This is a genomic window from Aeromonas sp. S41-2 (assembly GCF_027705845.1).
GTDB classification, from domain to species: domain Bacteria; phylum Pseudomonadota; class Gammaproteobacteria; order Enterobacterales; family Aeromonadaceae; genus Aeromonas; species Aeromonas hydrophila.
In genome coordinates, this window is record NZ_JAPDCG010000018.1 from 1 (window position 1) to 22,395 (window position 22,395).

Annotated in this window: 20 protein-coding genes; 15 read left to right on the plus strand and 5 right to left on the minus strand. The window is 58.9% G+C overall.

What is annotated here, in order from left to right:
* The first annotated feature begins 570 nt into the window (after nt 1–570).
* Together OKC44_RS21580 and OKC44_RS21585 are read left to right on the plus strand one after the other, a co-directional pair.
* Nucleotides 571–825: a helix-turn-helix domain-containing protein gene (locus OKC44_RS21580; RefSeq protein WP_017410478.1), complete on the plus strand. Its 255-nt coding sequence runs from the start codon at nt 571–573 to the stop codon at nt 823–825.
* Nucleotides 825–2,144 carry a type II toxin-antitoxin system HipA family toxin gene (locus OKC44_RS21585; protein ID WP_047437768.1) on the plus strand — a complete coding sequence of 440 codons (1,320 nt, stop codon included), beginning with the start codon at nt 825–827 and terminating at the stop codon, nt 2,142–2,144. Before OKC44_RS21580 ends, OKC44_RS21585 begins: the two co-directional genes overlap by 1 nt.
* A gap of 420 nt (nt 2,145–2,564) precedes the next feature.
* Here the strand turns inward: OKC44_RS21585 and fhuB are convergent, their stop codons facing one another.
* The 5 genes from fhuB to OKC44_RS21610 form a co-directional block, all read right to left on the minus strand.
* Nucleotides 2,565–4,547 carry a Fe(3+)-hydroxamate ABC transporter permease FhuB gene (gene fhuB, locus OKC44_RS21590; RefSeq protein ID WP_270815044.1) on the minus strand — a complete coding sequence of 661 codons (1,983 nt, stop codon included), beginning with the start codon at nt 4,545–4,547 and terminating at the stop codon, nt 2,565–2,567.
* A complete protein-coding gene (locus OKC44_RS21595) occupies nt 4,544–5,470 on the minus strand; it encodes an ABC transporter substrate-binding protein (RefSeq protein ID WP_270815047.1) in 927 nt (308 codons plus the stop codon). Before OKC44_RS21595 ends, fhuB begins: the two co-directional genes overlap by 4 nt.
* Nucleotides 5,471–5,488: 18 nt before the next feature.
* Entirely contained in the window at nt 5,489–6,253 is a 765-nt protein-coding gene (locus OKC44_RS21600; RefSeq protein WP_270815048.1) for an ATP-binding cassette domain-containing protein, read from the minus strand.
* A gap of 22 nt (nt 6,254–6,275) precedes the next feature.
* Nucleotides 6,276–7,934, minus strand: a complete 1,659-nt coding sequence (locus OKC44_RS21605) for a multidrug ABC transporter permease/ATP-binding protein (protein ID WP_270815051.1) — start codon at nt 7,932–7,934, stop codon at nt 6,276–6,278.
* Between the two features lie 79 nt (nt 7,935–8,013).
* Nucleotides 8,014–10,122, minus strand: coding sequence for a TonB-dependent siderophore receptor (locus OKC44_RS21610; protein ID WP_049046340.1), 2,109 nt, complete (start codon nt 10,120–10,122; stop codon nt 8,014–8,016).
* A 383-nt stretch (nt 10,123–10,505) separates the two neighbouring features.
* Between OKC44_RS21610 and mioC the strand changes: the two genes are divergently transcribed.
* The 13 genes from mioC (at nt 10,506) to atpD (ending at nt 22,388) form a co-directional block, all read left to right on the plus strand.
* Nucleotides 10,506–10,955: an FMN-binding protein MioC gene (gene mioC, locus OKC44_RS21615; RefSeq protein WP_029302499.1), complete on the plus strand. Its 450-nt coding sequence runs from the start codon at nt 10,506–10,508 to the stop codon at nt 10,953–10,955.
* Between the two features lie 509 nt (nt 10,956–11,464).
* Nucleotides 11,465–13,354 (plus strand): tRNA uridine-5-carboxymethylaminomethyl(34) synthesis enzyme MnmG, encoded by a 1,890-nt coding sequence (mnmG, locus tag OKC44_RS21620; protein WP_044801119.1) that lies wholly within the window; start codon nt 11,465–11,467, stop codon nt 13,352–13,354.
* Between the two features lie 20 nt (nt 13,355–13,374).
* The gene (rsmG, locus tag OKC44_RS21625) at nt 13,375–14,001 is read left to right on the plus strand and encodes a 16S rRNA (guanine(527)-N(7))-methyltransferase RsmG (protein WP_044801258.1); all 627 of its coding nucleotides are present in this window, start codon (nt 13,375–13,377) and stop codon (nt 13,999–14,001) included.
* Between the two features lie 26 nt (nt 14,002–14,027).
* Nucleotides 14,028–14,831, plus strand: coding sequence for a ParA family protein (locus OKC44_RS21630; protein WP_011707916.1), 804 nt, complete (start codon nt 14,028–14,030; stop codon nt 14,829–14,831).
* On the plus strand, nt 14,828–15,736 hold the full coding sequence (locus OKC44_RS21635) for a ParB/RepB/Spo0J family partition protein (RefSeq protein WP_270815056.1): 909 nt from the start codon (nt 14,828–14,830) through the stop codon (nt 15,734–15,736). The genes OKC44_RS21630 and OKC44_RS21635 overlap by 4 nt, the downstream gene beginning before the upstream one ends.
* Before the next feature lie 190 nt (nt 15,737–15,926).
* Complete coding sequence (locus tag OKC44_RS21640) at nt 15,927–16,337, plus strand: ATP synthase subunit I (protein ID WP_017410469.1); 411 nt, start codon at nt 15,927–15,929, stop codon at nt 16,335–16,337.
* 8 nt (nt 16,338–16,345) lie between these two features.
* Nucleotides 16,346–17,128: a F0F1 ATP synthase subunit A gene (gene atpB, locus OKC44_RS21645; protein WP_011707913.1), complete on the plus strand. Its 783-nt coding sequence runs from the start codon at nt 16,346–16,348 to the stop codon at nt 17,126–17,128.
* A gap of 58 nt (nt 17,129–17,186) precedes the next feature.
* Nucleotides 17,187–17,429, plus strand: a complete 243-nt coding sequence (gene atpE, locus OKC44_RS21650) for a F0F1 ATP synthase subunit C (protein ID WP_005307205.1) — start codon at nt 17,187–17,189, stop codon at nt 17,427–17,429.
* 52 nt (nt 17,430–17,481) lie between these two features.
* Nucleotides 17,482–17,952 (plus strand): F0F1 ATP synthase subunit B, encoded by a 471-nt coding sequence (atpF, locus tag OKC44_RS21655; RefSeq protein WP_011707912.1) that lies wholly within the window; start codon nt 17,482–17,484, stop codon nt 17,950–17,952.
* A 13-nt stretch (nt 17,953–17,965) separates the two neighbouring features.
* Nucleotides 17,966–18,499, plus strand: coding sequence for a F0F1 ATP synthase subunit delta (gene atpH, locus OKC44_RS21660; protein WP_011707911.1), 534 nt, complete (start codon nt 17,966–17,968; stop codon nt 18,497–18,499).
* A gap of 15 nt (nt 18,500–18,514) precedes the next feature.
* Nucleotides 18,515–20,056, plus strand: coding sequence for a F0F1 ATP synthase subunit alpha (gene atpA / locus OKC44_RS21665; RefSeq protein ID WP_011707910.1), 1,542 nt, complete (start codon nt 18,515–18,517; stop codon nt 20,054–20,056).
* A gap of 43 nt (nt 20,057–20,099) precedes the next feature.
* Nucleotides 20,100–20,966, plus strand: a complete 867-nt coding sequence (gene atpG / locus OKC44_RS21670; protein ID WP_011707909.1) for a F0F1 ATP synthase subunit gamma — start codon at nt 20,100–20,102, stop codon at nt 20,964–20,966.
* 33 nt (nt 20,967–20,999) lie between these two features.
* Nucleotides 21,000–22,388, plus strand: coding sequence for a F0F1 ATP synthase subunit beta (atpD, locus tag OKC44_RS21675; protein ID WP_005307215.1), 1,389 nt, complete (start codon nt 21,000–21,002; stop codon nt 22,386–22,388).
* Nucleotides 22,389–22,395 lie beyond the last annotated feature (7 nt).

The window sequence follows — 22,395 nt, forward strand, 5'->3', positions numbered from 1 at the left end:
CTGATGGATCCAACCCCTCCGCTGCTATAGTGCAGTCGGCTTCTGACGTTCAGTGCAGCCGTCTTCTGAAAACGACACAATATAAGTGGTTTCAATATGATTTTCGAGAGGGTATTAAGTGGTTTTAATGGGGTATACCTTTTTAGAACCACCACATGACGATCGAAACACAACCTTTCGATAGCCTTTTGATCTGACAGCACAAACTTTAAGTGTGATCCGTCATCACAAAGTCGCTTTTGAGTTGTATTTGAGTATTTAAGCGACGTTGCTCACCATTCCTGATCTGCTGAATGGGATGCCAAAGGAGGAAATCTACAGAAGCTGGGCTTTGAGGTGAGTCATCTTTTCGACTCACCGAACAAGCCAGCAGCCAAGCGTAGCGCGGCAGTTCTTTACCCCATGGCTTGGTAATCTCCCCGTCTGCTGTTCTCTTACCCGCTATAGGGGATAAATGTTAGATACCGCCTACAGCGTGTAAGTTACATTTACCTCCTATAACAGGTAAATATTGATATACCTGCCATAGCGTGTAAATTGGAAGAAGGCACGCTACCAGGTTGTCGAATCATGAAAGTAACCAGCGCCAAGCAGCTGAGCGCCTGTATCAAGGATGCCAGGCTTTCTCAAAAGCTCTCTCAAGGCAAAGTGGCCGAGAAAGTAGGGATTAGGCAAGACACAGTCTCCAGCTTCGAGCTCAACCCTGAGTCCACCAAGCTGGAGACCCTGTTCAAGATCCTCGCGGCACTCGAGTTGTCAGTGGATATCAAACCCCGCAATGAGTCATCCGAGAGTCCGGCATCGGGCTGGAAGGAGGAGTGGTAATGGCCAATCTGGCTGTCTATATGAACGGCTATCGGGTAGGCACATTCACCAAAACTACCAGCGGCGCCCATCATTTTCAGTACCATGAGTCATGGCTAGCACAACCGGGCAGCCGTCCGATCTCACTCTCCATGCCATTGCGCCATCAGACCTACCGGGGCGATGAAGCCTATAACTTCTTCGACAACCTGCTGCCAGATAATACGGAGGTGAGAAACAGGGTTGTAGCACGCTATCAAGCGGCATCAACCCAGCCCTTCGATCTGCTCAGTTGCATTGGCCAGGATAGCGTAGGGGCATTACAGCTGGTTACCGAAGGGCACGATGTTCCAGATGTCAGGCGAATCGACTACAAGGCACTTTCCGATGACGAGCTCGAGCAGATCCTGACCAGCTACAAATCAGGAATCCCTTTGGGGATGGTCAGGGAGCAAGAGGAGTTCCGGATCTCTATCGCCGGGGCGCAAGAAAAGACTGCACTGCTCTATCTCGATGGCCGTTGGTACTTGCCACTCAATGCAACGCCGACAACCCACATAATCAAACTCCCTATCGGCAAGATTGAAAGCCACTCCTACTCGATAGACCTCTCCCAGAGCGTAGAAAACGAATATCTCTGCACTCTGATTGCCAAGGAGTTTGGTCTACCCGTACCTCACTGCTTCATGATGCAGGTTGGCCAGGTCAAAGCACTGGCTGTGGAACGCTTCGACAGACGTTACGCTGCCGATCGCAGTTGGATCATGCGCCTTCCCCAAGAAGATTTCTGTCAGGTATTGAATGTTCCGTCAGCACGGAAATACGAGAACCATGGAGGACCGGGGATCACTGACATCATGAAAACCTTGCTGGGCTCTGCGACACCAGAACAGGATCGCTACCTATTCATGAAATCTCAGGTCCTGTTCTGGCTGCTGGCGGCCACCGATGGCCATGCAAAAAACTTCTCGGTCTTTATTGAGCCGGAAGGGCGTTTTCGCCTGACCCCTTTTTACGACATCCTATCTGTCTATCCAGTATTTGGCGGCCGAGGCCTCAACCGAAGGGACGCCAAGCTCGCTATGGGCCTAGCAAGCAGCAAGGGAAAGAAGTACGCCATTGAGCAGATATTCCCGCGTCATTTCTTCCAAACGGCGAAAGCTGTGGGATTTGAGCGTTCTGCTATGGAAGAGATCCTGACAGAACTGGCCAACTCCGTTGATGATGTTATTGAGCGCGTTACACAGCAATTGCCAGCAGGCTTCCCCGATACCATCAGCAGCACCATTCTAGAGGGCCTAAAAGCCCGCTCAGCCAGGCTGATAAAGGGCTGGGATTAAAATGGCGGTATGTGGGATGACTGCACGGTTAGCCAAACTACCTATGGGAAACTTGCACGGTTCGAAGAGTAAAGCGGCTTTCCAGGTTCCGGACGGTGCTATAGTCGGTTCAAAATATGTTCAAAACTCACTTAAAAGGCGGCTTTGACTGCGTGTGGTGGCATCGCGTTGATTCATATGGGAAGGCTGCACGATCGAGAATGGACTATGTGGGAACGCTGCACGATGGCAGAAACCCGTGAGCGGCCTCTCAATATGCTGTTTTAGTTACTTTTACCCCAAGTGGCCCCCGAAAAGTCACTAACATATTGAAGATAATAAATTATTTACATTCTGCATCGGCAAGTAAGTCGGTTCGGCAAACAATAAAAAGCCCGGGTTCATCCCGGGCTTTTTATTGCGCATTTTTCATCCACCAACCTAGAGGCGGCGCAGGCACCACATGAAGTAAGCGCCCCCTAACAAGGTGGAGACCAGCCCCACCGGCACCTCCTGCGGGAACAGGATCTGCTGGCCAATCCAGTCCGCCGACACCATCAGCAGGGCGCCGGAGACGGCGGCACCGAGCAGATGCCAGCGTGCCCGCACCAGCCCCATCAGCTTGGCCATGTGCGGCGCCAGCAGACCGACGAAGGAGAGCGGCCCCACCACCAGGGTCGCGCTGGCGGTCAGCACGGCCACCAGCAGCAGGATGGCGAGCTGGGCCGGGTTGAGCCGAATGCCGAGCGCGGCGGCCACCGCCGGCCCCATCGGCAGCAGATCGAGCCAGCGACTGAGCAGCAGGCAGGCTGCCAGCAGCGTCAGCGCCAGCACGACCAGCCCGCCGGCAATCGGCAGGGTGACGTAATAGGTGGAGCCGGACATCCAGGAGAGCAGTTGCTGCACCCGCAGGTCACCGTTGGCCAGCGCGATGGCCTGCAGCGGCTCGAACAGCGCCGTGATGGCGATGCCGGAGAGCAGCAGTCGCTCCGGCTGGAAGCCGTGGCTGCGATTGACCAGCAGCAACAGCAACAGACAACCGAAGGCACCGAGCAGGCCGCCGGCCAGCATCATGGGCAGCGGCAGGGCGGGCAGCAGCAGCGCCGTGGCAATTACCCCCATGAAGGTGCCACCACTCACCCCCAGCAGCTCGGGGCTCGCCATGGGGTTGCTGCTGACCCGTTGCAGCAGGGTGCCCGCCAATGCCAGCAGCACGCCCGCCGCACCGGCCGCCAGGGTGCGCGGCAGCCGCCACTCCAGCTGGGCCTGCCAGCGCAGCCAGCTCGGCCAGTGCCAGCCGTCCATCCCCTGTCCAAACAGCAGGGAGGCGATCACCGCCACTACCAGCCCCATCAGCATCAGGCCGACAAGGCGGGCCGGCGCCGGGTGGCGGGCCAACAGCAGGGAGGCATTCGCCTTCGGCGTGCCCGATTTGATGCCCAGGCGCGGAATCAGCCACAGCAGCAGTGGCGCCCCCAGCAGGGCCGTCATGGCACCGGTCGGGATGAGCACAGAGCCGCTGCGGCTCAGGGATTGCAGCAGCAGATCGGTGGCAGCCAGCAGCAGAGCGCCCAGTACCGGGGCCCACAGCAGCCGCAGGGCCAGTTTTCTTACCCCCAGCAATCGCACCAGGGCGGGCGCCGCCAACCCGATGAAGCCGATCAGCCCCACCACGCTCACCACGCAGGCGGTGACGAACACCGCCAGCCCCAGCCCGGCGAAACGCAGGTGTTGAAGGGAGACCCCCAGGCTGCGGGCGCTGGCATCGTCCAGCTCCAGCACCGCCAGCGGGCGCACCAGCACCGCGGCCAGCACGCCAGCCAGCAGCAGACGGGGCAGCAGGTAGCTCACCCCGCTCCAGCTGTTCTGCACCAGCGAGCCACTGCCCCACACCAGCAAGCCTTTCAGCTCCTCCTGAAAGAACAGCAGGAGCCCCATGCTGATGGCCGCCAGATAGAGGTTGATCACCAGCCCGGCAAAGACGATGACCACCGGATTGAGCTGGCGACGCCAGGCCAGGGCAAACACCAGCCCCATGGCGAGGCTGCCACCGGCCATGGCGATCCACTCTCGCCCCAGCAGCAGCCAGGAGGGAGCAAACAGGGTCACCATCATCAGCGCCAGCTGGGCGCCGGAGGCCACCCCCAGAGTGGTGGGCGAGGCCAGCGGGTTGCGCAGCACCTGCTGCATCAGGGTGCCGGCCAGCCCGAGGGCGGCGCCGGCCAGCAGGCAGATGGCAAGGCGCGGCAGCCAGCTGAAGTGGACCACCGCCTGGCTGGCATCGGTCAGATCTGGCGACAGCAGGATTGCCAGCCAACGCGCCACCGGCAACTGACCGGCCAGCTCCCAACCGGCGAGCACCAGCGTCAGCCCCAGCAGCAGGCTGACAGGCAGTCGCAGCGGCGACGGAAAAATCCGGTTCATAGCAGCCCCTCCCCGCTTTGCCCATCCTGCTGCAGCGCAGTGCTCAACTGCACGGCGAAGCGGCGCGCCGCCAGCACGCCGCCAAAACTCCACACCGCGGGCAGATGCAGCACGGCCGCCGCCCTCACCTGTGGCAGCTGTTGCCACAGACCGGGCTCCTGCAGCCGCTCGCTCACCCCGACCGGGATCGGATCGACCACCACCAGTCGCGCTTGCGGCAGCGCCATCAACTGCTCCAGGCTGGCCACGGCAAAGCCCCAGGCATTGGTTTCCCCCTGCCAGCCATTGCGCAGGCCGAGCCGCTGCATCACCGCCTCGAACAGGCTGTGGCGGCCAAATACTCGCACATGGCGCTCATCGATGAACTGCACCACCAGCAGGGGCGGCAGATCTTCGGGTAATGTGGCCCGCATCTGCGCCAAATCCTGGTCCAGCCTGGCCAGCAGTTGCTCGGCCTCAGTGGCTTTGTCCACCAGCGCGGCTATGGTCAGGGTCGCCTCGTGCAATCGCTGCCACAGATCGGCATCCGGCTCGTAGAGCGCGATGGATTGCACCGGCGCGATGCGAGAGAGGGTCGGCGCCAGCGGGGCCGCCAGCGGAGAAATGAGGATGCGATCGGGTTTGAGCTCGGCCAGCAGCTCGCGGTTGGGCTGGGCGCGCTGGCCGATATCCACCACGGCGGCCGGCAGCAGCGGTTCGCCGACCCAAGCGCGGTAGGAGCCGACATCTCCCACCGCCAGCGGCGTCACCCCGAGCGCTAGCAGGGTTTCGGCTATGGTCCAGTCGACGGTGGCAATACGGGGTACCGACTTCACTGCATCGGCTTGAGGGAGGTCTGCAGCGGCAGGCATCGCTGGCTCGGCCTGCAACATGAGCGGAGCCAAGAGGCAGCAGAACCAGCCAACTTTCTTGAATAAGAGCATCGAGATAACAAGCCTTATCTAAACGATGGCGATGGCGTGGTCATGGGCCGGGTGGCGAATGACCTCCATCGGGATGCCATAGATGGCGTGCAGGGTCTCGCCGGTCATGATCTGCTCGGGTTCGCCGTGGGTCAGCAGGCGGCCGGAGTGCAGCGCCACCAGCCGATCGCAGAAGCGGGAGGCCATGTTGATGTCGTGAATGACGATGATGACCCCGAGCTTGAGCTGACGGCTCAACTGCTTGACCAGCGTGAGCACCTCCACCTGATGGGCCACGTCCAGCGCGGCCAGCGGCTCGTCCAGCAGGATGAAACGGCTCTCCTGGGCCAGCAGCATGGCCAGCCAGACCCGCCCCCGCTCGCCGCCGGAGAGGGTATCCACCAGCCGGTCGGCAAAGCGTTCGGTATGGGTCAGCGTGATGGCCCGTTCGACCTGGCGGTGATCCTCCACCCCCATCCGGCCCAGCAGGCCGCGCCAGGGGTAGCGGCCCATCTCCACCAGCTCCCGCCCGAGCAGGTTTTCGGCGCTCGGCAGATGCTGGGGCAGATAGGCCACCTGACGGGCGAAGTCGCGTGCCCCCCACGCCGGCAGCGGCTTGTCATCGAACCGGATCTCGCCGTCACTGAGCGGCTGCTGGCGTGCCAGCAGCTTGAGCAGGGTGGATTTGCCCGAACCGTTGTGGCCGATGAGGCCATAGACCTTGCCCTGCTCGAAACAGAGATCGGTGGGGTGCAGCAGCGTGCGGTCATTGACCGCGAAGCTGGCTGATTTCATCTCAAACATAAGCGGTTCCTGTTGGCCGGGTTCAAACCGGCACCTCTGCATTCAAGTCACAATCCAGATGGGCGACCGCATCGCGGCTCACCTGCTCGCGCCGCTCGCCGGTCAGCTCGCTGAGCCGGCCCTGGCGCATCTCCAGCAGCCGGTCGGCCTGGGAGAAGTAGAGATCGTCGTGGCTGATGGCGATCACCGTCTTGCCCATCTCCTTCAGGCGCGGCAACAGCAGCTGATAGAAGATGCGGCGGAACTGGGGATCCTGATCCGCAGCCCACTCGTCGAACAGCATCACCTCGCGCTGCTCGGCCAGCGCCAGCAGCAGGGCGACTCGCTTGCGCTGCCCCTGGGAGAGGTCGATATCGGCGATGAAGCCATCTTCGATGGTGAGCTTGCTGCCCATCTGCAGCCGCTCCAGCCACTCGGCCACCAGCTCATCCTTGGGTTCCGGCCCCAGCAGGTGCTGGAACAGGTGATAGTCGGTGAAGATGGCGGAGAAGAGCGCCAGATAGGCGTTGCGATCAGTGACCGGCTCCCCATCCAGCAGGATCCGGCCCGATACCGGTTGATAGAGGCCGGTCAGCAGCATAGCCAGGGTCGACTTGCCGGAGCCGTTGCCACCGATAATGAAGATCTGCTCCCCCTTTTCGATGACCAGATCGATAGGGCCGACGGCAAAGCCGCCCTCCCCCTGATAGTGAAAGCTCACCTGCTCCAACTCGATGCGCTGCCAGGCGCGGGGCGCGGACGGCAGCGGGAAGTCGGCGTCCGGCGCGGCCAGATTGAGCGCCGCTATCTTGTCGAACGCCACCTGGGCGGAGAGCAGGGTCGGCAGGGCACCAATGCCCTGCAGCAAGGGGGTGCGCAAGAACAGCAGGGTCAGCGCGAAGGTGGCGGCCACCTGGGTATCGGCCCAGCCCAGCCCGTTGGCCAGGAAGAAGACCAGACCGATGGCCCCCAGCATCATGATATTCGACCAGTTCACCGCGCTCAGGTGATAGGTGTCGGCACGGATGATCTGCTCCCGATAGTCCTGCGCATTCTGCTGATAAAGCTGGTGGTAGACGAAGTGGGCCCGCTCGCGGTTGAGCGCCAGCTCCTTGCTGCCGGCGATGATGGCCTGATAGTTCTGATAGAGCCGATCCTCGGCCTGACGCATGTGGGAGAGATGGCGATAGACCCGGTTCACCAGCAGCCAGCCCACCACCATGGTGAAGGTGACCCAGAGGGTGGTGACGCCGAGCAGGGCCGGCGACAGCCAGCCGAGGTAGAGGGCCGACCCCAGGGTGAGCACCAGCCCCTGCACCAGCTCCGGCAGGCGCACGAAGGCGATGGTGATCTGGCCGATGTCGCTGGAGAGGGAGGCCAGCAGCGGCCCCTGGCCAATCTGGCGCAGGCGGGCGACATCGGTATCCAGCAACTGCTTGAGCAGGCGGCCACGCAGCCGGTAGACGAAATGATGGCCGAGGGTGGTCAGCGCCAGCTGAGAGCCGAGCGTGATCACCAGCAGCAATAAAATGAGGCCGATCAGCTGACCGAGCACCGGCAGCGGATCGCCGACGGATTCGACGAGAGACTGATTGATAAAGGCAATGACACCAATCCCGCTGACGGCACTGAGCAGGCTGAGCAGGGTAATGGCGATGAAGGGCCAACGATATTGGCGATAAACCAGAGACAAGAGTTCCATAACGGACCGGTATTCCAGAGAAAGCAGAGCAACTGCAGGTGAAAAGAAGGGCGGGAACCCGGTTCCCGCCCGACTTCGATTACCAGCGGTAGTTGATGCTGCCCACTACGCTGCGCGGCTCGCCGTAGTAGCAGTAGTAGTCGCAGCTGGCCACGTAGGTATCACCCAGCAGGTTGTTGACGTTGAGCTGAGCCCGCCAGTTCTTGGCAAAGTCATACCCGATCATCGCATCCCACACGGTATGGGCCGGCACCTCGGCCGAGCCATAGATGGGGGTGTAGTCCGCATTCACGGCACCGATGCCGACGCTGGAGCCGACGTAGCGCACGCCGCTACCCAGTTCCAGACCGGAGACCGGACCCTGCTGCACCTTGTAGTTGCCCCAGAAGGAGGCCTGGTGGCGCGGGATCAGACTGGCACGGCGATCACCCTTGCCGGTGTCGTTGGTCTTGGCATCGGTATAGGTGTAGGCGGCGGTCAGGCGCAGCGCCTCGGTAGCCTGCACGCTCCCTTCCAGCTCGATGCCCTGGGAGGTCACTTCACCGGCCTGGGTCTGCTGGCCGGAACCGGTGGAGACCAGCGAGTTGGTCTGCTCCAGATCGAACAGGGCCAGGTTGATGTAGCCATCAAGGAAGCTTGGCGCGTACTTGACACCGGTCTCGTACAGGGTGCCCTTGAGCGGCTTGTAGGATTGGCTGGTGTTGGGGTCGATACCTGGCAGCACCTCGAACGACTCGGCATAGGCAATATAAGGAGAGAGACCGTTGTCGGCCAAGTACATCAGGCTGCCGGAGAGGGAGAGCTCGTGATCATACTGCTTCTCGTTCTTGCCCTTGGCTTCGCTGATGTTGTGGGTCTCCACGTAGTCGAAGCGACCGCCGCCGGTCAGCAACCAGCGATCGTCCCAGCGGATCTGGTGCTGGGCGTAGAGGCCGCTCTGGCCCTTGGTGCTCTTCTGGTGGGTGGCGGTGGATTCATCAAAACCGGGGAAGCCGCTGTAATCCGGGTTCATGGTATTGATGGAGCCCATGCCGTAGTTGTCGGCTTCCTGGCCTTCATTGACATGGCGCTGCAGATCCACCCCCAGCAGCAGGGTCTGCTCGGTGCTGTCGGTGTTCCAGTAACCCACCATCTGGTTGTCCATGGTGGCGCTCTTGGTGGTGCCATCGCGATAGACCAGGCCACGGAAGGCGGTAGTGCCTTCATAGGTCGGGAAGATATAGGTCTGGCGCAGCAGCAGATCGTTGTAGTTGAAGCGGACGTTCTGCTTGAACTCCCAGGTCTGGTTGAGCTGGTGGGCCAGCTCGTAACCGGTGGAGATCTGGGTGTTGCGGTTGCGATCGTAATCCGGCTGGCTCAGGTTGGTACTGGGATCGATCTGGCCACCGCTGGTATTGAGGGTGCCGTAAACCGGGAAGAAGCCGTTGGTCGGCACCCCTTCGTCGTGCAGGAAGCTGGCCAGCAGAGTCAGGCTGGTACGATCCGAGAGATCGAAGGTCACGCTCGGCGCCAGATAGACGCGATCGTTGTAGGTGCCATCCAGCACGCCGTCACGCTCCTTATAAAGAGCAACCATGCGGTAGCGGCTGTTGTCGGTCAGCGCATCGGAGACATCCACCCCGATCTGGCGGTGATCCCGGCTGCCCAGCTGCAGATCCAGCAGCCCCTGCGGGGTGGCGGTCGGCCGCTTGCTGATGGCATTGATCACGCCGCCGGGAGGCGCCTCGCCGTAGAGGATCGAGGCCGGCCCTTTCAGGACTTCCACGCTCTCCAGGCCGAACGGCTCTGGCGTCCAGACATAGTAACCGGTGCCGAACAGGCGGTTGCCGTCCAGATAGGAGGCGGCATCGAAGCCACGCACCTTGAACCAGTCGGTATTGTTGTCGGAGCCATAGAGGCCGCTGAGCACGCCGGAGCGGTAGCGCAGGGATTCGTCAAGCTGCTGCACGGCGTGCTGATCCAGGTCCTCGCGGTTGACCACGGAGACGGCGCGAGGCGTCTCGGCCATCGGCACTTCCACCTTCATGGCGGTGCCGGTGACCACCATGGTCTCGCTGGCCTTGGGCAGTTCTTTCGGTTGTTCGGCCGCCAGCACGGGCAGGCTGGCCAACAGGCAGGAGAGCGGCAACAGTTGCTGTGCGCCTCTCTTTCGCATTGCTGCGATGGGGGTGTCTTTTTGCGCAATCATAGTAAGTGTCTCAAATATCAATGAGTTGTTTCTGATTTCTTATTATTGGTGCCCGGTCATGCCGGTAGCCCGGTTCCTCAGGCGAATAAAGCAGCGACATGCTACTACAGGAGCCATGATCGAATCGATTCAATAATTGCTAATCATTTGCATCTGCATTGTTACTTAACGTATCAAGGCGTCGATTGAGCAGCATATGAAGAGGGGGAGCCGATCTTTTTCTGCCAATCGGCAAGAAGGCGTCAACGGAGCGTCGGGGATCCCCATTGAGGGGCAAAAAGCACCGAGGATCCATTATCCCCAAGCTTTATCCATATTTATCCACACCCTTTGGCGGTAGAATCCGGCTTTCCCTCGCTTCGTCAGAAATCAGGATCCATTCCATGGCCAAACTCAATCTCGTCGTCGGTTCCATGCTGGGAGCCGCCGAATATGTCGCAGACCACGTCGCCAGCCTGCTGGAACAGGCAGGCCATCAGGCCGAGATCCACAATCCGGCTAGCCTGGCCGAGGTGCTCGCCGAGCCCGAAGCCATACTGCTGGTGGTCACCTCGACCCACGGCGCCGGCGATGTGCCGGACAACCTGCAGCCCTTCGCCAAGGATCTTGCCGAGCAGCATCCGGATCTTAAAACATTGAAATATGGCGTGATCGCGCTGGGTGACAGCAGTTATGACACCTTTTGCCAGGGCGGCAAGACGCTGGATCGACTGCTGGCCGAGTGCGGCGCCAGCCGGATTGGAGATCGTCTGGACATCGATGTGACCCAGCACGAGATCCCGGAAGATGCCGCTGAAGGCTGGATCCGGGACTGGTTGGCACTGATCGCCTGAACGGGAGCGGGAGATCCGGTAAAAAAGGCCTTGATCTCCCCGCTTATCCCCAGATCGCTATCCACCAGGTTATTAACAGATGGATCCGGATAAGTTGTTCTACGCCGTTACCCACAACGCCGTCGAGAAATGTGTATAACTATGGTGTAAAACTCTGTAAAACCTATAGTTATCCATGTATGAGATCCAGAGCGGCAAGCCTCTGTGTATAAAAACCCTTGTTATCCCCCAGTTCACGGGGCCAGGATCCAAGCTTTTCCACAACCTGGGATCGTCTTTAACACGATGATCTTTATGATCAAAAAGTGCTTATCAACAGAAGTGGCGGATCCTAATAAAAGATCCAATAAAAGATCGATCTAAAGATCCTTAAGATCTATTTAGTGGATCCTCCCTCCATACTGAACGCTAAGTAGACGTTCCCCTCAGGGCGTGAAACAGATAGAATGTTCCGCCCTTCAGCCCAGGCAAATAAAGATCTTCAGGCGTGCAGATCAAGGTGATCCCCAATGCAATACCATGAACAATTTGATGTGATCGTCGTTGGCGGCGGTCATGCAGGAACCGAAGCAGCAACAGCGGCAGCCCGGATGGGGCTGAATACCCTGTTACTGACCCACAATATCGATACGCTGGGACACATGTCCTGTAATCCGGCGATCGGCGGGATCGGCAAGGGACACCTGGTCAAGGAAGTAGATGCCCTCGGCGGGATCATGGCGCGCGCCATCGATCTTGGCGGGATCCAGTTCCGCACCCTCAACTCCTCCAAAGGACCGGCAGTGCGCGCCACCCGTGCCCAGGCGGATCGCCTGCTGTACAAGGCCGTCGTACGCCAGATGCTGGAGAACTACCCCAACCTGAAGATCTTCCAGCAGGCCTGTGACGATCTGATCATGGACGGGGATCGAGTTGCAGGCGTAGTGACCCAGAGCGGGATCCGCATCAGTGGCAAGACGGTAGTACTGACCGTCGGCACCTTCCTGAACGGCCTAATCCACATCGGGATGGAGAACTACAAGGGCGGCCGCGCCGGGGATCCTCCCTCGATCGCCCTCGCCCAGCGCCTGCGTGAACTGCCATTGCGCATCGATCGCCTCAAGACCGGCACTCCGCCGCGCATCGATGCCCGCAGCGTCGATTTATCGGTGATGCAGGCCCAATACGGCGACGATCCGCGCCCGGTCTTCTCCTTCATCGGCGACGCCAGCCAGCACCCGCGTCAGGTGCCCTGCTACGTTACCCATACCAACGAGCGCACCCACGAGGTGATCCGCAACAACCTGGATCGCAGCCCCATGTACGCCGGGGTGATCGAGGGGATTGGGCCGCGTTACTGCCCGTCGATCGAGGACAAGATCACCCGTTTTGCCGACAAGACGGCGCACCAGATCTTCGTCGAGCCGGAAGGCCTGACTACCCACGAACTCTACCCGAACGGGATCTCCACCAGCCTGCCGTTCGACGTGCAGGTGCAGATCGTCCGTTCCGTGCGCGGCTTCGAGAATGCCCACATCACCCGTCCCGGCTACGCCATCGAATATGACTTCTTCGATCCGCGGGATCTCAAGGCCAACATGGAGAGCAAGTGCATTCCAAACCTGTTCTTCGCCGGCCAGATCAACGGCACCACCGGTTATGAAGAGGCGGCCGCCCAGGGTCTGCTGGCCGGTTTGAACGCCGGTCTGCGGGCGCAGGAGAAAGATGCCTGGCATCCGCGTCGGGATCAGGCCTACATCGGCGTGATGATGGACGATCTCTCCACCCTGGGGACTCGCGAGCCTTACCGCATGTTCACCAGCCGCGCTGAATATCGCCTGCTGCTGCGCGAAGACAACGCCGACCTGCGTCTGACCGGCATCGGTCGCGAACTGGGTCTGGTGGACGACGAGCGCTGGGGCAAGTTCAACGCCAAGATGGAGCTGGTGGAGCAGGAGCGTCAGCGCATGCGCTCGACCTGGATCCACCCGCAGCATCCGTCGCTGGAGGCGGTCAATGCTCTGGTCAACACCCCGTTGACCCGCGAGCAGAGCCTGGAAGAGCTGCTGCGTCGCCCCGAGGTGACCTATGATGCCCTGATGGCCATCGAGGGGGTCGGTCCGGCCCTGCCCGATACGGCCGCCGCCGATCAGGTGGAGATCCAGATCAAGTACGCCGGCTACATCGAACGCCAGCACGACGAAGTGGAGAAGCAGCTGCGCAACGAGAACACCCTGTTGCCGCTGGACATGAACTACCGCGACGTCAACGGCCTCTCCAACGAGGTGATCGCCAAGCTCAACGATGCCAAGCCGCAGACCATAGGTCAGGCGTCCCGCATCTCTGGCATCACCCCGGCGGCCATCTCCATCCTGCTGGTTCATCTGAAAAAACACGGCCTGCTGCGTAAAACCGCCTGAGGATCCTACCGTTGCAAAACATGCTGGAAAGATTGAACGGCCTGCTCATGCAGGCCGGAATTGTTATCACCGATACCCAAAAGACCCAGTTGGTTCAGCTTGTCGAGTTGCTGCACAAGTGGAACAAGGCTTACAATCTCACCTCGGTACGAGATCCGGACGCCATGCTGGTCAAGCATATCCTCGACAGCCTGGTGGTGAGCCAGCACCTGCACGGTGAGCGCTTCATCGATGTGGGCACCGGCCCGGGCCTGCCCGGCCTGCCGCTGGCGATCATCAACCCGGACAAGCAATTCGTGCTGCTGGACAGCCTGGGCAAGCGGATCAACTTCATCCGCCAGGTGATCCTGGAGCTGGGCTTGACCAACGTGACGCCGGTCAAATCCAGGGTCGAGGAGTATCAGCCCGAGATCGGATTTGACGGCGTGCTGAGCCGGGCATTCGCCTCGCTGGAAGACATGCTGAACTGGTGTCACCATCTGCCGTCGGCCCAGGGCAGCTTCCTGGCGCTCAAGGGACAATTCCCCGAGCAGGAGCTGGCCCAGTTGCCCGCCAACATCCATCTGGTCGCCTCCCATCAACTGGTGGTACCGGAGCTGGAAGGCGAACGTCATCTGCTGGAATTCAAACATATCCAGCCCGAATAGGGTCGCAGTTTCATTTAGGGGACAGTGTGGGAAAAGTCATCGCCATAGCCAACCAGAAGGGTGGAGTGGGTAAAACCACCACCTGTGTGAACTTGGCCGCCTCCATGGCCGCTACCCGCCGCAAGGTGCTGGTGATCGATCTGGATCCGCAGGGCAATGCCACCATGGGCAGCGGTGTCGACAAGTACGACGTCGAGCGCACCGCCTATGAGCTGCTGATCGAGGACGCCCCCATCGGCGAGGTGATCATCCCCGAAACCTCCGGGGGCTATCACCTGATCGCCGCCAACGCCGACGTGACCGCAGCCGAAATCCGGCTGATGGAATTCTTCGCCCGCGAGATCCGCCTGCGCAATGCGCTGGCCTCGGTACGGGACAAATACGACTACGTCTTCATCGACTGCCCGCCTTCTCTCAACATGCTGACCGTCAACGCCATGGCCGCCGCCGACTCCGTGCTGGTGCCCATGCAGTGCGAATACTATGCGCTGGAAGGGCTCACCGCCCTGGTCGACACCATCAGCAAGCTGGCAGCCGTGGTCAACCCGGAGCTGAAGATCGAGGGGGTGCTGCGCACCATGTTCGATCACCGCAACCGGCTGGCCAATGATGTGTCCGATCAGCTTAAACAGCACTTCGGGGACAAGGTCTATCGCACCATCATTCCCCGCAACGTAAGACTGGCTGAGGCGCCGAGCTTCGGTGCGCCGGCCATGCACTATGACAAATCATCGGTGGGCGCCAAGGCCTATCTGGCTCTGGCTGGCGAGATCCTGCGCCGTCAGGAGCAGGAACGTCAGGTGACCATCGCAGACCGAGAGAGCATATGACGCCGAAAAAACGTGGGCTGGGCAAGGGGCTGGACGCTCTGCTCAGCACCAGCACGGCCGCGCGCCAGAAACAGGTGATGAGCGACCAGCGCACCGAGCAGGCCATGGCACCGACCAACCAGGGCGAGCTGCGCAAGCTGCCGGTGGAGTGGCTGCAATCCGGCAAGTACCAGCCGCGCAAGGATATGTCGCAGGATGCGCTGGAAGATCTGGCCAACTCCATCCGTGCCCAGGGGGTGATCCAGCCCATCGTGGTGCGTCCGCTCGGCGAGCACGCCTTCGAAATCATCGCCGGTGAGCGGCGCTGGCGCGCCTCCCAGCTGGCCCGCCTCGAGGTGGTGCCCTGCCTGGTCAAGGACGTGCCTGACGAGGCGGCTGTCGCCATCGCGCTGATTGAGAACATCCAGCGCGAGGATCTCAATGCCATCGAAGAGGCGGTCGCCCTGCAGCGGCTGCTGACCGAATTCGAACTGACCCACCAGCAGGTGGCCGAGGCGGTGGGCAAGTCCCGCACCACGGTCACCAACCTGCTGCGCCTCAATCAGCTCAACGACGACGTGAAGCGTTTCGTCGAGCACGGCGACCTCGACATGGGTCATGCCCGTGCCCTGCTGGCCCTGAGCGGCCAGGCCCAGTCCGAACTGGCGAAACTGGTGGCCCAGAAGGGGCTGACTGTGCGAGATACCGAGAAGCTGGTGCAAAAAGCGCTGGAACCGGCAAAAGCCAAGGTTGAGCCCGTCCGTGATCCCCAGTTTGGTTATCTCGAGCGCCAGATTTCAGAAAAAATTGGCAATCAGGTACAACTTCAGCCGGGAAAACAGGATAGCGGTAAGTTAGTAATAAGTTACGAGAACTTGGCGGATTTGGACCGGGTATTGGGCTATTTTGGCCTGTCAGAAACGTGATTTTTACGCTTTTTGTAGTAATAAAACATCCATTCCTTTTGATATGAACATAACCTTAATTCTGTGCGGAAAGCCGCAAAAATTAAGGATTTTTGCCATGTTGCAATAGCTGTCTTCAAGGGTATAATTTGACCGGCTTTTTGGGCTGTAAACGCGGGGTCTTCGGATCCCGATTTTTTACAGTTCTGTAATGTTCAGGGGTAGGTTGGTGAAGCAGAAAATAGCCTTGGAAGGTTTAACGCTGGCCTTGGCTATGCTCGTTTGTCAGCTCGTCCTGATCCTGGCGATCAGTACCGTCTGGTTTTACCAGACCGGTGCGTTTGCCGGACGCTCCTCCCTCTTCGGGGGGGGCATGTACTGGGTTCCTCAAGCCCTGTTCACGCTCTGGGTTCTGCGCCGCAAGGTGACGAAGGAGAGTGTGGGCCTGGTTCTGCGGGACTTTTATGGTGGGGCAGGGATTAAGCTCATTACTACAACAGGACTTTTCGCCCTGATGTTTGGCGCCGGGATCGAGGTCGATACCGTCTCGTTCTTCGCCACTTATATCCTCGCCCTCGTTGTACAGTGGATAGTCTCATTCACGCTTAACAACCACTATTAGGAAAACTCATGTCTGCAACCGGAGAAGTCCTGACTCCTCAGGGATATATCTCCCACCATCTGACCCATCTGCAAGTCGGGTCTGGGTTCTGGACGGTGAATATCGATTCCATGATATTTTCCGTCTTGCTAGGCGCTCTGTTTATCTGGTCGTTCCGCCGTGTCGCCGTCAAGGCTACCAGCGGTGTGCCCGGCAAACTGCAGTGCTTTGTGGAGATGCTGGTCGAGTTTGTGAGTGGTAACGTCAAGGACATCTTTCACGGTCGTAACAAGGTCATCGCACCTTTGGGCCTGACAGTGTTCGTGTGGATCTTCCTGATGAACCTGATGGATCTGATCCCCGTTGACTTTATCCCCCACGCTGCACAGTTGATGGGTGTTCCCTATCTGCGTGTGGTTCCCTCTGCTGACGTTAACATCACCATGTCCATGGCTTTGGGCGTGTTCTTCTTGATCCTGTACTACAGCATCAAGGTCAAGGGTATCGGCGGGTTCGTGAAGGAGCTGACGCTTCAGCCTTTCAACCACCCGGCGGCCATCCCGGTTAACCTCATCCTGGAAACTGTTACGCTGATTTCCAAACCTGTTTCTCTGGGTCTTCGACTGTTCGGCAACATGTATGCTGGCGAACTGATCTTTATCCTGATTGCGGGTTTGCTACCCTGGTGGTCACAGTGGATCCTGTCCGTGCCTTGGGCAATTTTCCACATCCTGATCATCACTTTGCAGGCGTTTATCTTCATGGTGCTGACCATCGTCTATCTGTCGATGGCACAAGAAGACCATGGTTGATGCAACTCAAATAATCCTTTTTATACAATCAATTACATCTAAATAAATGGAGATCCTCATGGAAAACTTGAACATGGACCTGCTGTACATCGCTGCTGCAATGATGATGGGTCTGGCGGCTATCGGCGCGTCCATCGGTATCGGTATCCTGGGTGGCAAGTTCCTGGAAGGCGCTGCTCGTCAACCTGACCTGATCCCTGTTCTGCGTACCCAGTTCTTCATCGTGATGGGTCTGGTGGATGCGATCCCGATGATCGCCGTTGGTCTGGGTCTGTACGTGATGTTTGCGGTTGCTGGCTAAGTCTCAACGACTCCCGGACATAACCCATTAACTAACTAAGAGGACATAGGCTGTGAATATCAACGCCACCCTCCTCGGCCAAGCAATTGCTTTTTTCATCTTCGTAGTGTTTTGCATGAAGTACGTATGGCCGCCGCTGATGGCAGCCATCGAAGCCCGTCAGAAAGCCATTGCTGACGGTCTCTCTTCCGCGGAGCGTGCCAAGAAAGATCTGGATTTGGCCAAGGCCAACGCCACCGATCAGCTGAAAGAAGCCAAGCTCCAGGCTGCAGAAATCATTGAACAGGCTAACAAACGTAAAGCCCAGATCATTGATGAGGCTGCTGCCGGTGCCCACTCTGAGCGGGAAAAAATCCTGGCTCAGGGCCGTGCCGAGATCGAAGCTGAACGTCATCGTGCCAAAGAAGAACTGCGTAAGCAGGTTGCTGCTCTTGCCATTGCTGGTGCAGAGAAGATCCTGGCGCGTCAAATCGACCAGGCTGCCAACAGCGACATCGTCGACAAACTGGTAGCAGAACTGTAACGGGAACGGGGCTATGTCTGAACTGACTACAATCGCTCGCCCCTACGCCAAGGCTGCTTTCGAGTTTGCCGTTGAGCACAAGGCGGTTGACCAGTGGCTGGGGATGCTCGGCTTCGCTGCACAAGTAGCGGAGAACGAGACCATCCACAACCTGGTAAACGGCTCTGTGGCTGCTGAAGAACTGGCAAGTATCTTTGTCGGTATCTGCGGTGAGCAACTCGACGAGCATGGTCAGAACCTGATCCGGGTGATGGCTGAGAATGGTCGCTTGGGTGTGCTGCCGGCGGTCGTTGCTGAATTCGTCGCGTTCAAGGCTGAACTGGATAAAGAAGTTCAGGCTGACGTGATTTCGGCGATCGAACTGACCGACCAGCAGAAAGCCAATATTCAGGCTTCTCTGGAACAACGTCTCGCGCGCAAAGTGAAGCTGAATTGCAGCATGGATGCGTCCTTGATGGCCGGGGTGCTCATCAAGGCCGGTGATCTGGTTATCGACGGTACAGTCCGCGGTAAGCTGGATCGCATGGCTGACGCGCTGCAATCTTGATTGGGGTATTAGAGCATGCAACTGAATTCCACTGAAATCGCCGAGCTGATCAAGCAGCGCATTGCGCAGTTTGATATCAAGAGCGAAGCGCGTAACGAAGGTACCATCGTCTCTGTGAGCGACGGTATCATTCGTATTCACGGCCTGGCCGATGCCATGCAAGGTGAGATGATCGAGCTGCCGGGCAACCGCTACGCTCTGGCATTGAACCTGGAGCGTGACTCCGTCGGTGCGGTGATCATGGGTTCCTATGACGGTCTGTCAGAAGGAATGAAAGTAAAAGGGACTGGCCGCATTCTGGAAGTGCCGGTCGGTCGTGGTCTGTTGGGCCGGGTGTTGAACACTCTGGGTCAGCCGATCGACGGTAAAGGTCCAATCGACAACGATGGCTTCTCGCCGATCGAAGTGATTGCACCGGGCGTTATCGAGCGTAAGTCTGTTGACCAGCCGGTCCAGACCGGTCTGAAAGCCATCGATGCCATGATCCCTATCGGTCGTGGCCAGCGTGAGCTGATCATCGGTGACCGTCAGGTTGGTAAGACCGCCATCGCGATCGACACCATCATCAACCAGAAAGACTCCGGCATTAAGTGTGTCTACGTTGCGATCGGCCAGAAGGCCTCCACCATCGCCAACGTGGTGCGCAAGCTGGAAGAGCACGGCGCCCTGGCCAACACCATCGTGGTGGTTGCCTCTGCTTCCGAAGCTGCCGCTCTGCAGTACCTGGCTCCGTATGCCGGCTGCTCCATGGGCGAGTACTTCCGTGACCGCGGTGAAGACGCGCTGATCATCTATGATGACCTGTCCAAGCAGGCCGTAGCTTATCGCCAGATCTCCCTGCTGCTGCGCCGTCCGCCAGGACGTGAAGCTTACCCGGGTGACGTTTTCTATCTGCACTCCCGTCTGCTGGAGCGTGCTGCTCGCGTCAACGCCGAGTACGTAGAGAAGTTCACCAATGGTGCCGTGAAAGGCCAGACCGGTTCCCTGACCGCGCTGCCGATCATCGAAACCCAGGCGGGTGACGTATCTGCATTCGTACCGACCAACGTGATCTCCATCACCGATGGTCAGATCTTCCTGACCTCACAGCTGTTCAACTCCGGTATTCGTCCGGCGGTTGACCCGGGTATCTCCGTATCCCGTGTGGGCGGTGCTGCTCAGACCAAGATCGTCAAGAAGCTGTCCGGTGGTATCCGTACCGCGCTGGCCCAGTATCGCGAACTGGCGGCATTCGCCCAGTTCTCCTCCGATCTGGACGACGCAACCCGCAAGCAGCTGGACCACGGTCAGAAAGTGACCGAGCTGATGAAGCAGAAACAGTACTCTCCGCTGAGCGTGGCTCACCAGTCTCTGGTGCTGTTCGCCGCGGAAAAAGGCTATCTCTCCGATGTCGAGCTGAACAAGATCGTCGACTTCGAAGCCGCTCTGCTCTCTTACGCCAATACCCAGCATGCTGAGCTGATGGCTGAAATCAATGCCAAGGCCGACTACAACGACGCGATCGTTGGCAAGCTGACTGCGTTGCTGGATGACTTCAAGGCAACCCAGACCTGGTAAGCGTGTGTGGCAGCGCGAGCTGCCACCTGATGGAGAGTAAGAGATGGCCGGCGCAAAAGAGATACGTAACAAGATCGGGAGTGTGAAAAACACTCAGAAGATCACCGGCGCTATGGAAATGGTGGCAGCAAGCAAGATGCGCCGTGCGCAAGATCGCATGTCTGCCAGCCGTCCGTACGCTGAAACCATGCGCAAGGTGATCGGCCATATCGCTCAGGGGAACTTGGAATACAAGCACCCCTACCTCATCGAACGTGAGGTCAAGCGAGTGGGTTACATCGTCGTCTCCACCGACCGTGGCCTGTGTGGCGGTTTGAACATCAACCTGTTCAAGGCTGCCCTCAATGATATGAAGCAATGGAGCGCGAAAGGAGCCAAGGTTGACCTGGCTCTGATCGGAAACAAGGCCTCCAACTTCTTTGAACGGCACGGCGCCAAGGTGAAAGCTCATGTCGCAGGACTGGGCGATAACCCGAGCGTCAATGACCTGATTGGTTCAGTCAAGGTCATGCTGAAGGCTTACGACAACGGTGAGATTGACAGGCTGTACCTGGTGTACAACAAGTTCGTCAACACCATGGTTCAGCAACCACGAGTCGATCAACTGCTGCCTTTGCCCGTAACTGAAGACAGCAAGCTCGCCAAGAAACACCACTGGGATTACCTCTATGAGCCGGATCCCAAGCAACTGCTGGATACCCTGCTGATTCGCTACGTCGAATCCCAGGTCTACCAGGGGGTAGTGGAAAACTTGGCAAGTGAACAGGCAGCCCGAATGGTTGCCATGCAAGCCGCGACTGACAACGCCGGTAACCTGATTAACGATCTGCAACTGGTATACAACAAGGCCCGTCAGGCCAGTATTACCCAGGAACTGACAGAGATCGTATCCGGTGCTGCTGCGGTGTAAGGCAAGGGTTATCAAAGGTTTAGAGGATTTGACATGAGTAACGGTTTCATCGTCCAAATCATCGGCGCTGTGGTGGACATCGAGTTCCCGCAAGATGCCGTGCCCCAGGTGTACGATGCACTGAAGGTTGTCAGCGAAGGTCAAGGCCAGGGTCTGGTGCTGGAAGTTCAGCAACAGATCGGTGGCGGCGTCGTTCGTTGCATCACCATGGGCTCCTCCGACGGTCTGCGTCGTGGGTTGGAAGTAGTGAATAGCGGTAAATCCATCCAGGTGCCGGTCGGTGTATCGACTCTGGGTCGGATCATGAACGTACTGGGCGATCCGATCGACGAAAAAGGTCCGATCGGTGAAGAAGAGCGTTGGTCCATCCACCGCGCGGCTCCCAGCTACGAAGATCAGTCCAACAGCAACGACCTGCTGGAGACCGGCATCAAGGTTATCGACCTGGTATGCCCGTTCGCCAAGGGTGGTAAGGTTGGTCTGTTCGGTGGTGCCGGTGTAGGCAAGACCGTCAACATGATGGAGCTGATCCGTAACATCGCGATCGAACACAGCGGTTACTCCGTGTTCGCCGGTGTAGGTGAGCGTACCCGTGAGGGTAACGACTTCTACCACGAGATGATGGAGTCCAACGTACTGGACAAAGTATCTCTGGTTTACGGTCAGATGAACGAGCCGCCCGGAAACCGTCTGCGCGTGGCGCTGACCGGTCTGACCATGGCCGAGAAGTTCCGTGACGAAGGTCGTGACGTGCTGTTCTTCGTGGACAACATCTACCGTTACACCTTGGCCGGTACCGAAGTATCCGCACTGCTGGGCCGTATGCCTTCCGCAGTAGGTTACCAGCCGACCCTGGCCGAGGAGATGGGCGTTCTGCAGGAACGTATCACCTCCACCAAGACTGGTTCCATCACCTCCGTACAGGCCGTTTACGTGCCTGCGGATGACTTGACCGACCCGTCTCCGGCGACCACCTTCGCCCACCTGGATGCGACCGTCGTACTGTCCCGTCAGATCGCGGCACTGGGTATCTACCCGGCCGTTGACCCGCTGGACTCCACCTCCCGTCAGCTGGATCCGCTGGTGGTAGGCAAGGAGCACTACGAGACTGCTCGTGGCGTTCAGACCGTGCTGCAGCGCTACAAAGAGCTGAAGGACATCATCGCCATCCTGGGTATGGATGAACTGTCAGAAGAAGACAAACTGACCGTAGCCCGTGCCCGTAAGATCGAGCGTTTCCTGTCCCAGCCGTTCTTCGTGGCAGAAGTGTTTACCGGTTCCCCGGGCAAATACGTGCCGCTGAAAGAGACCATCCGTGGTTTCCAGGGCATCCTGAAAGGCGAGTACGACGATCTGCCGGAGCAGGCGTTTTACATGGTTGGCAGCATCGACGAAGTTGTCGAGAAAGCCAAGAAACTGTAAGCCTCGA

Excerpts from the sequence above, each read along its gene's own strand:
- fhuB (WP_270815044.1), bottom strand. The coding sequence starts at position 4,547 with ATGAACCGGATTTTTCCGTCGCCGCTGCGACTGCCTGTCAGCCTGCTG.
- OKC44_RS21585 (WP_047437768.1), top strand. The coding sequence starts at position 825 with ATGGCCAATCTGGCTGTCTATATGAACGGCTATCGGGTAGGCACATTC.
- OKC44_RS21580 (WP_017410478.1), top strand. The coding sequence starts at position 571 with ATGAAAGTAACCAGCGCCAAGCAGCTGAGCGCCTGTATCAAGGATGCC.
- atpD (WP_005307215.1), top strand. The coding sequence starts at position 21,000 with ATGAGTAACGGTTTCATCGTCCAAATCATCGGCGCTGTGGTGGACATC.
- OKC44_RS21595 (WP_270815047.1), bottom strand. The coding sequence starts at position 5,470 with ATGCTCTTATTCAAGAAAGTTGGCTGGTTCTGCTGCCTCTTGGCTCCG.
- atpB (WP_011707913.1), top strand. The coding sequence starts at position 16,346 with ATGTCTGCAACCGGAGAAGTCCTGACTCCTCAGGGATATATCTCCCAC.
- mioC (WP_029302499.1), top strand. The coding sequence starts at position 10,506 with ATGGCCAAACTCAATCTCGTCGTCGGTTCCATGCTGGGAGCCGCCGAA.
- atpE (WP_005307205.1), top strand. The coding sequence starts at position 17,187 with ATGGAAAACTTGAACATGGACCTGCTGTACATCGCTGCTGCAATGATG.
- OKC44_RS21610 (WP_049046340.1), bottom strand. The coding sequence starts at position 10,122 with ATGATTGCGCAAAAAGACACCCCCATCGCAGCAATGCGAAAGAGAGGC.
- atpA (WP_011707910.1), top strand. The coding sequence starts at position 18,515 with ATGCAACTGAATTCCACTGAAATCGCCGAGCTGATCAAGCAGCGCATT.
- OKC44_RS21605 (WP_270815051.1), bottom strand. The coding sequence starts at position 7,934 with ATGGAACTCTTGTCTCTGGTTTATCGCCAATATCGTTGGCCCTTCATC.
- OKC44_RS21635 (WP_270815056.1), top strand. The coding sequence starts at position 14,828 with ATGACGCCGAAAAAACGTGGGCTGGGCAAGGGGCTGGACGCTCTGCTC.
- atpH (WP_011707911.1), top strand. The coding sequence starts at position 17,966 with ATGTCTGAACTGACTACAATCGCTCGCCCCTACGCCAAGGCTGCTTTC.
- atpG (WP_011707909.1), top strand. The coding sequence starts at position 20,100 with ATGGCCGGCGCAAAAGAGATACGTAACAAGATCGGGAGTGTGAAAAAC.
- rsmG (WP_044801258.1), top strand. The coding sequence starts at position 13,375 with ATGCTGGAAAGATTGAACGGCCTGCTCATGCAGGCCGGAATTGTTATC.
- OKC44_RS21640 (WP_017410469.1), top strand. The coding sequence starts at position 15,927 with ATGTTCAGGGGTAGGTTGGTGAAGCAGAAAATAGCCTTGGAAGGTTTA.
- mnmG (WP_044801119.1), top strand. The coding sequence starts at position 11,465 with ATGCAATACCATGAACAATTTGATGTGATCGTCGTTGGCGGCGGTCAT.
- OKC44_RS21600 (WP_270815048.1), bottom strand. The coding sequence starts at position 6,253 with ATGTTTGAGATGAAATCAGCCAGCTTCGCGGTCAATGACCGCACGCTG.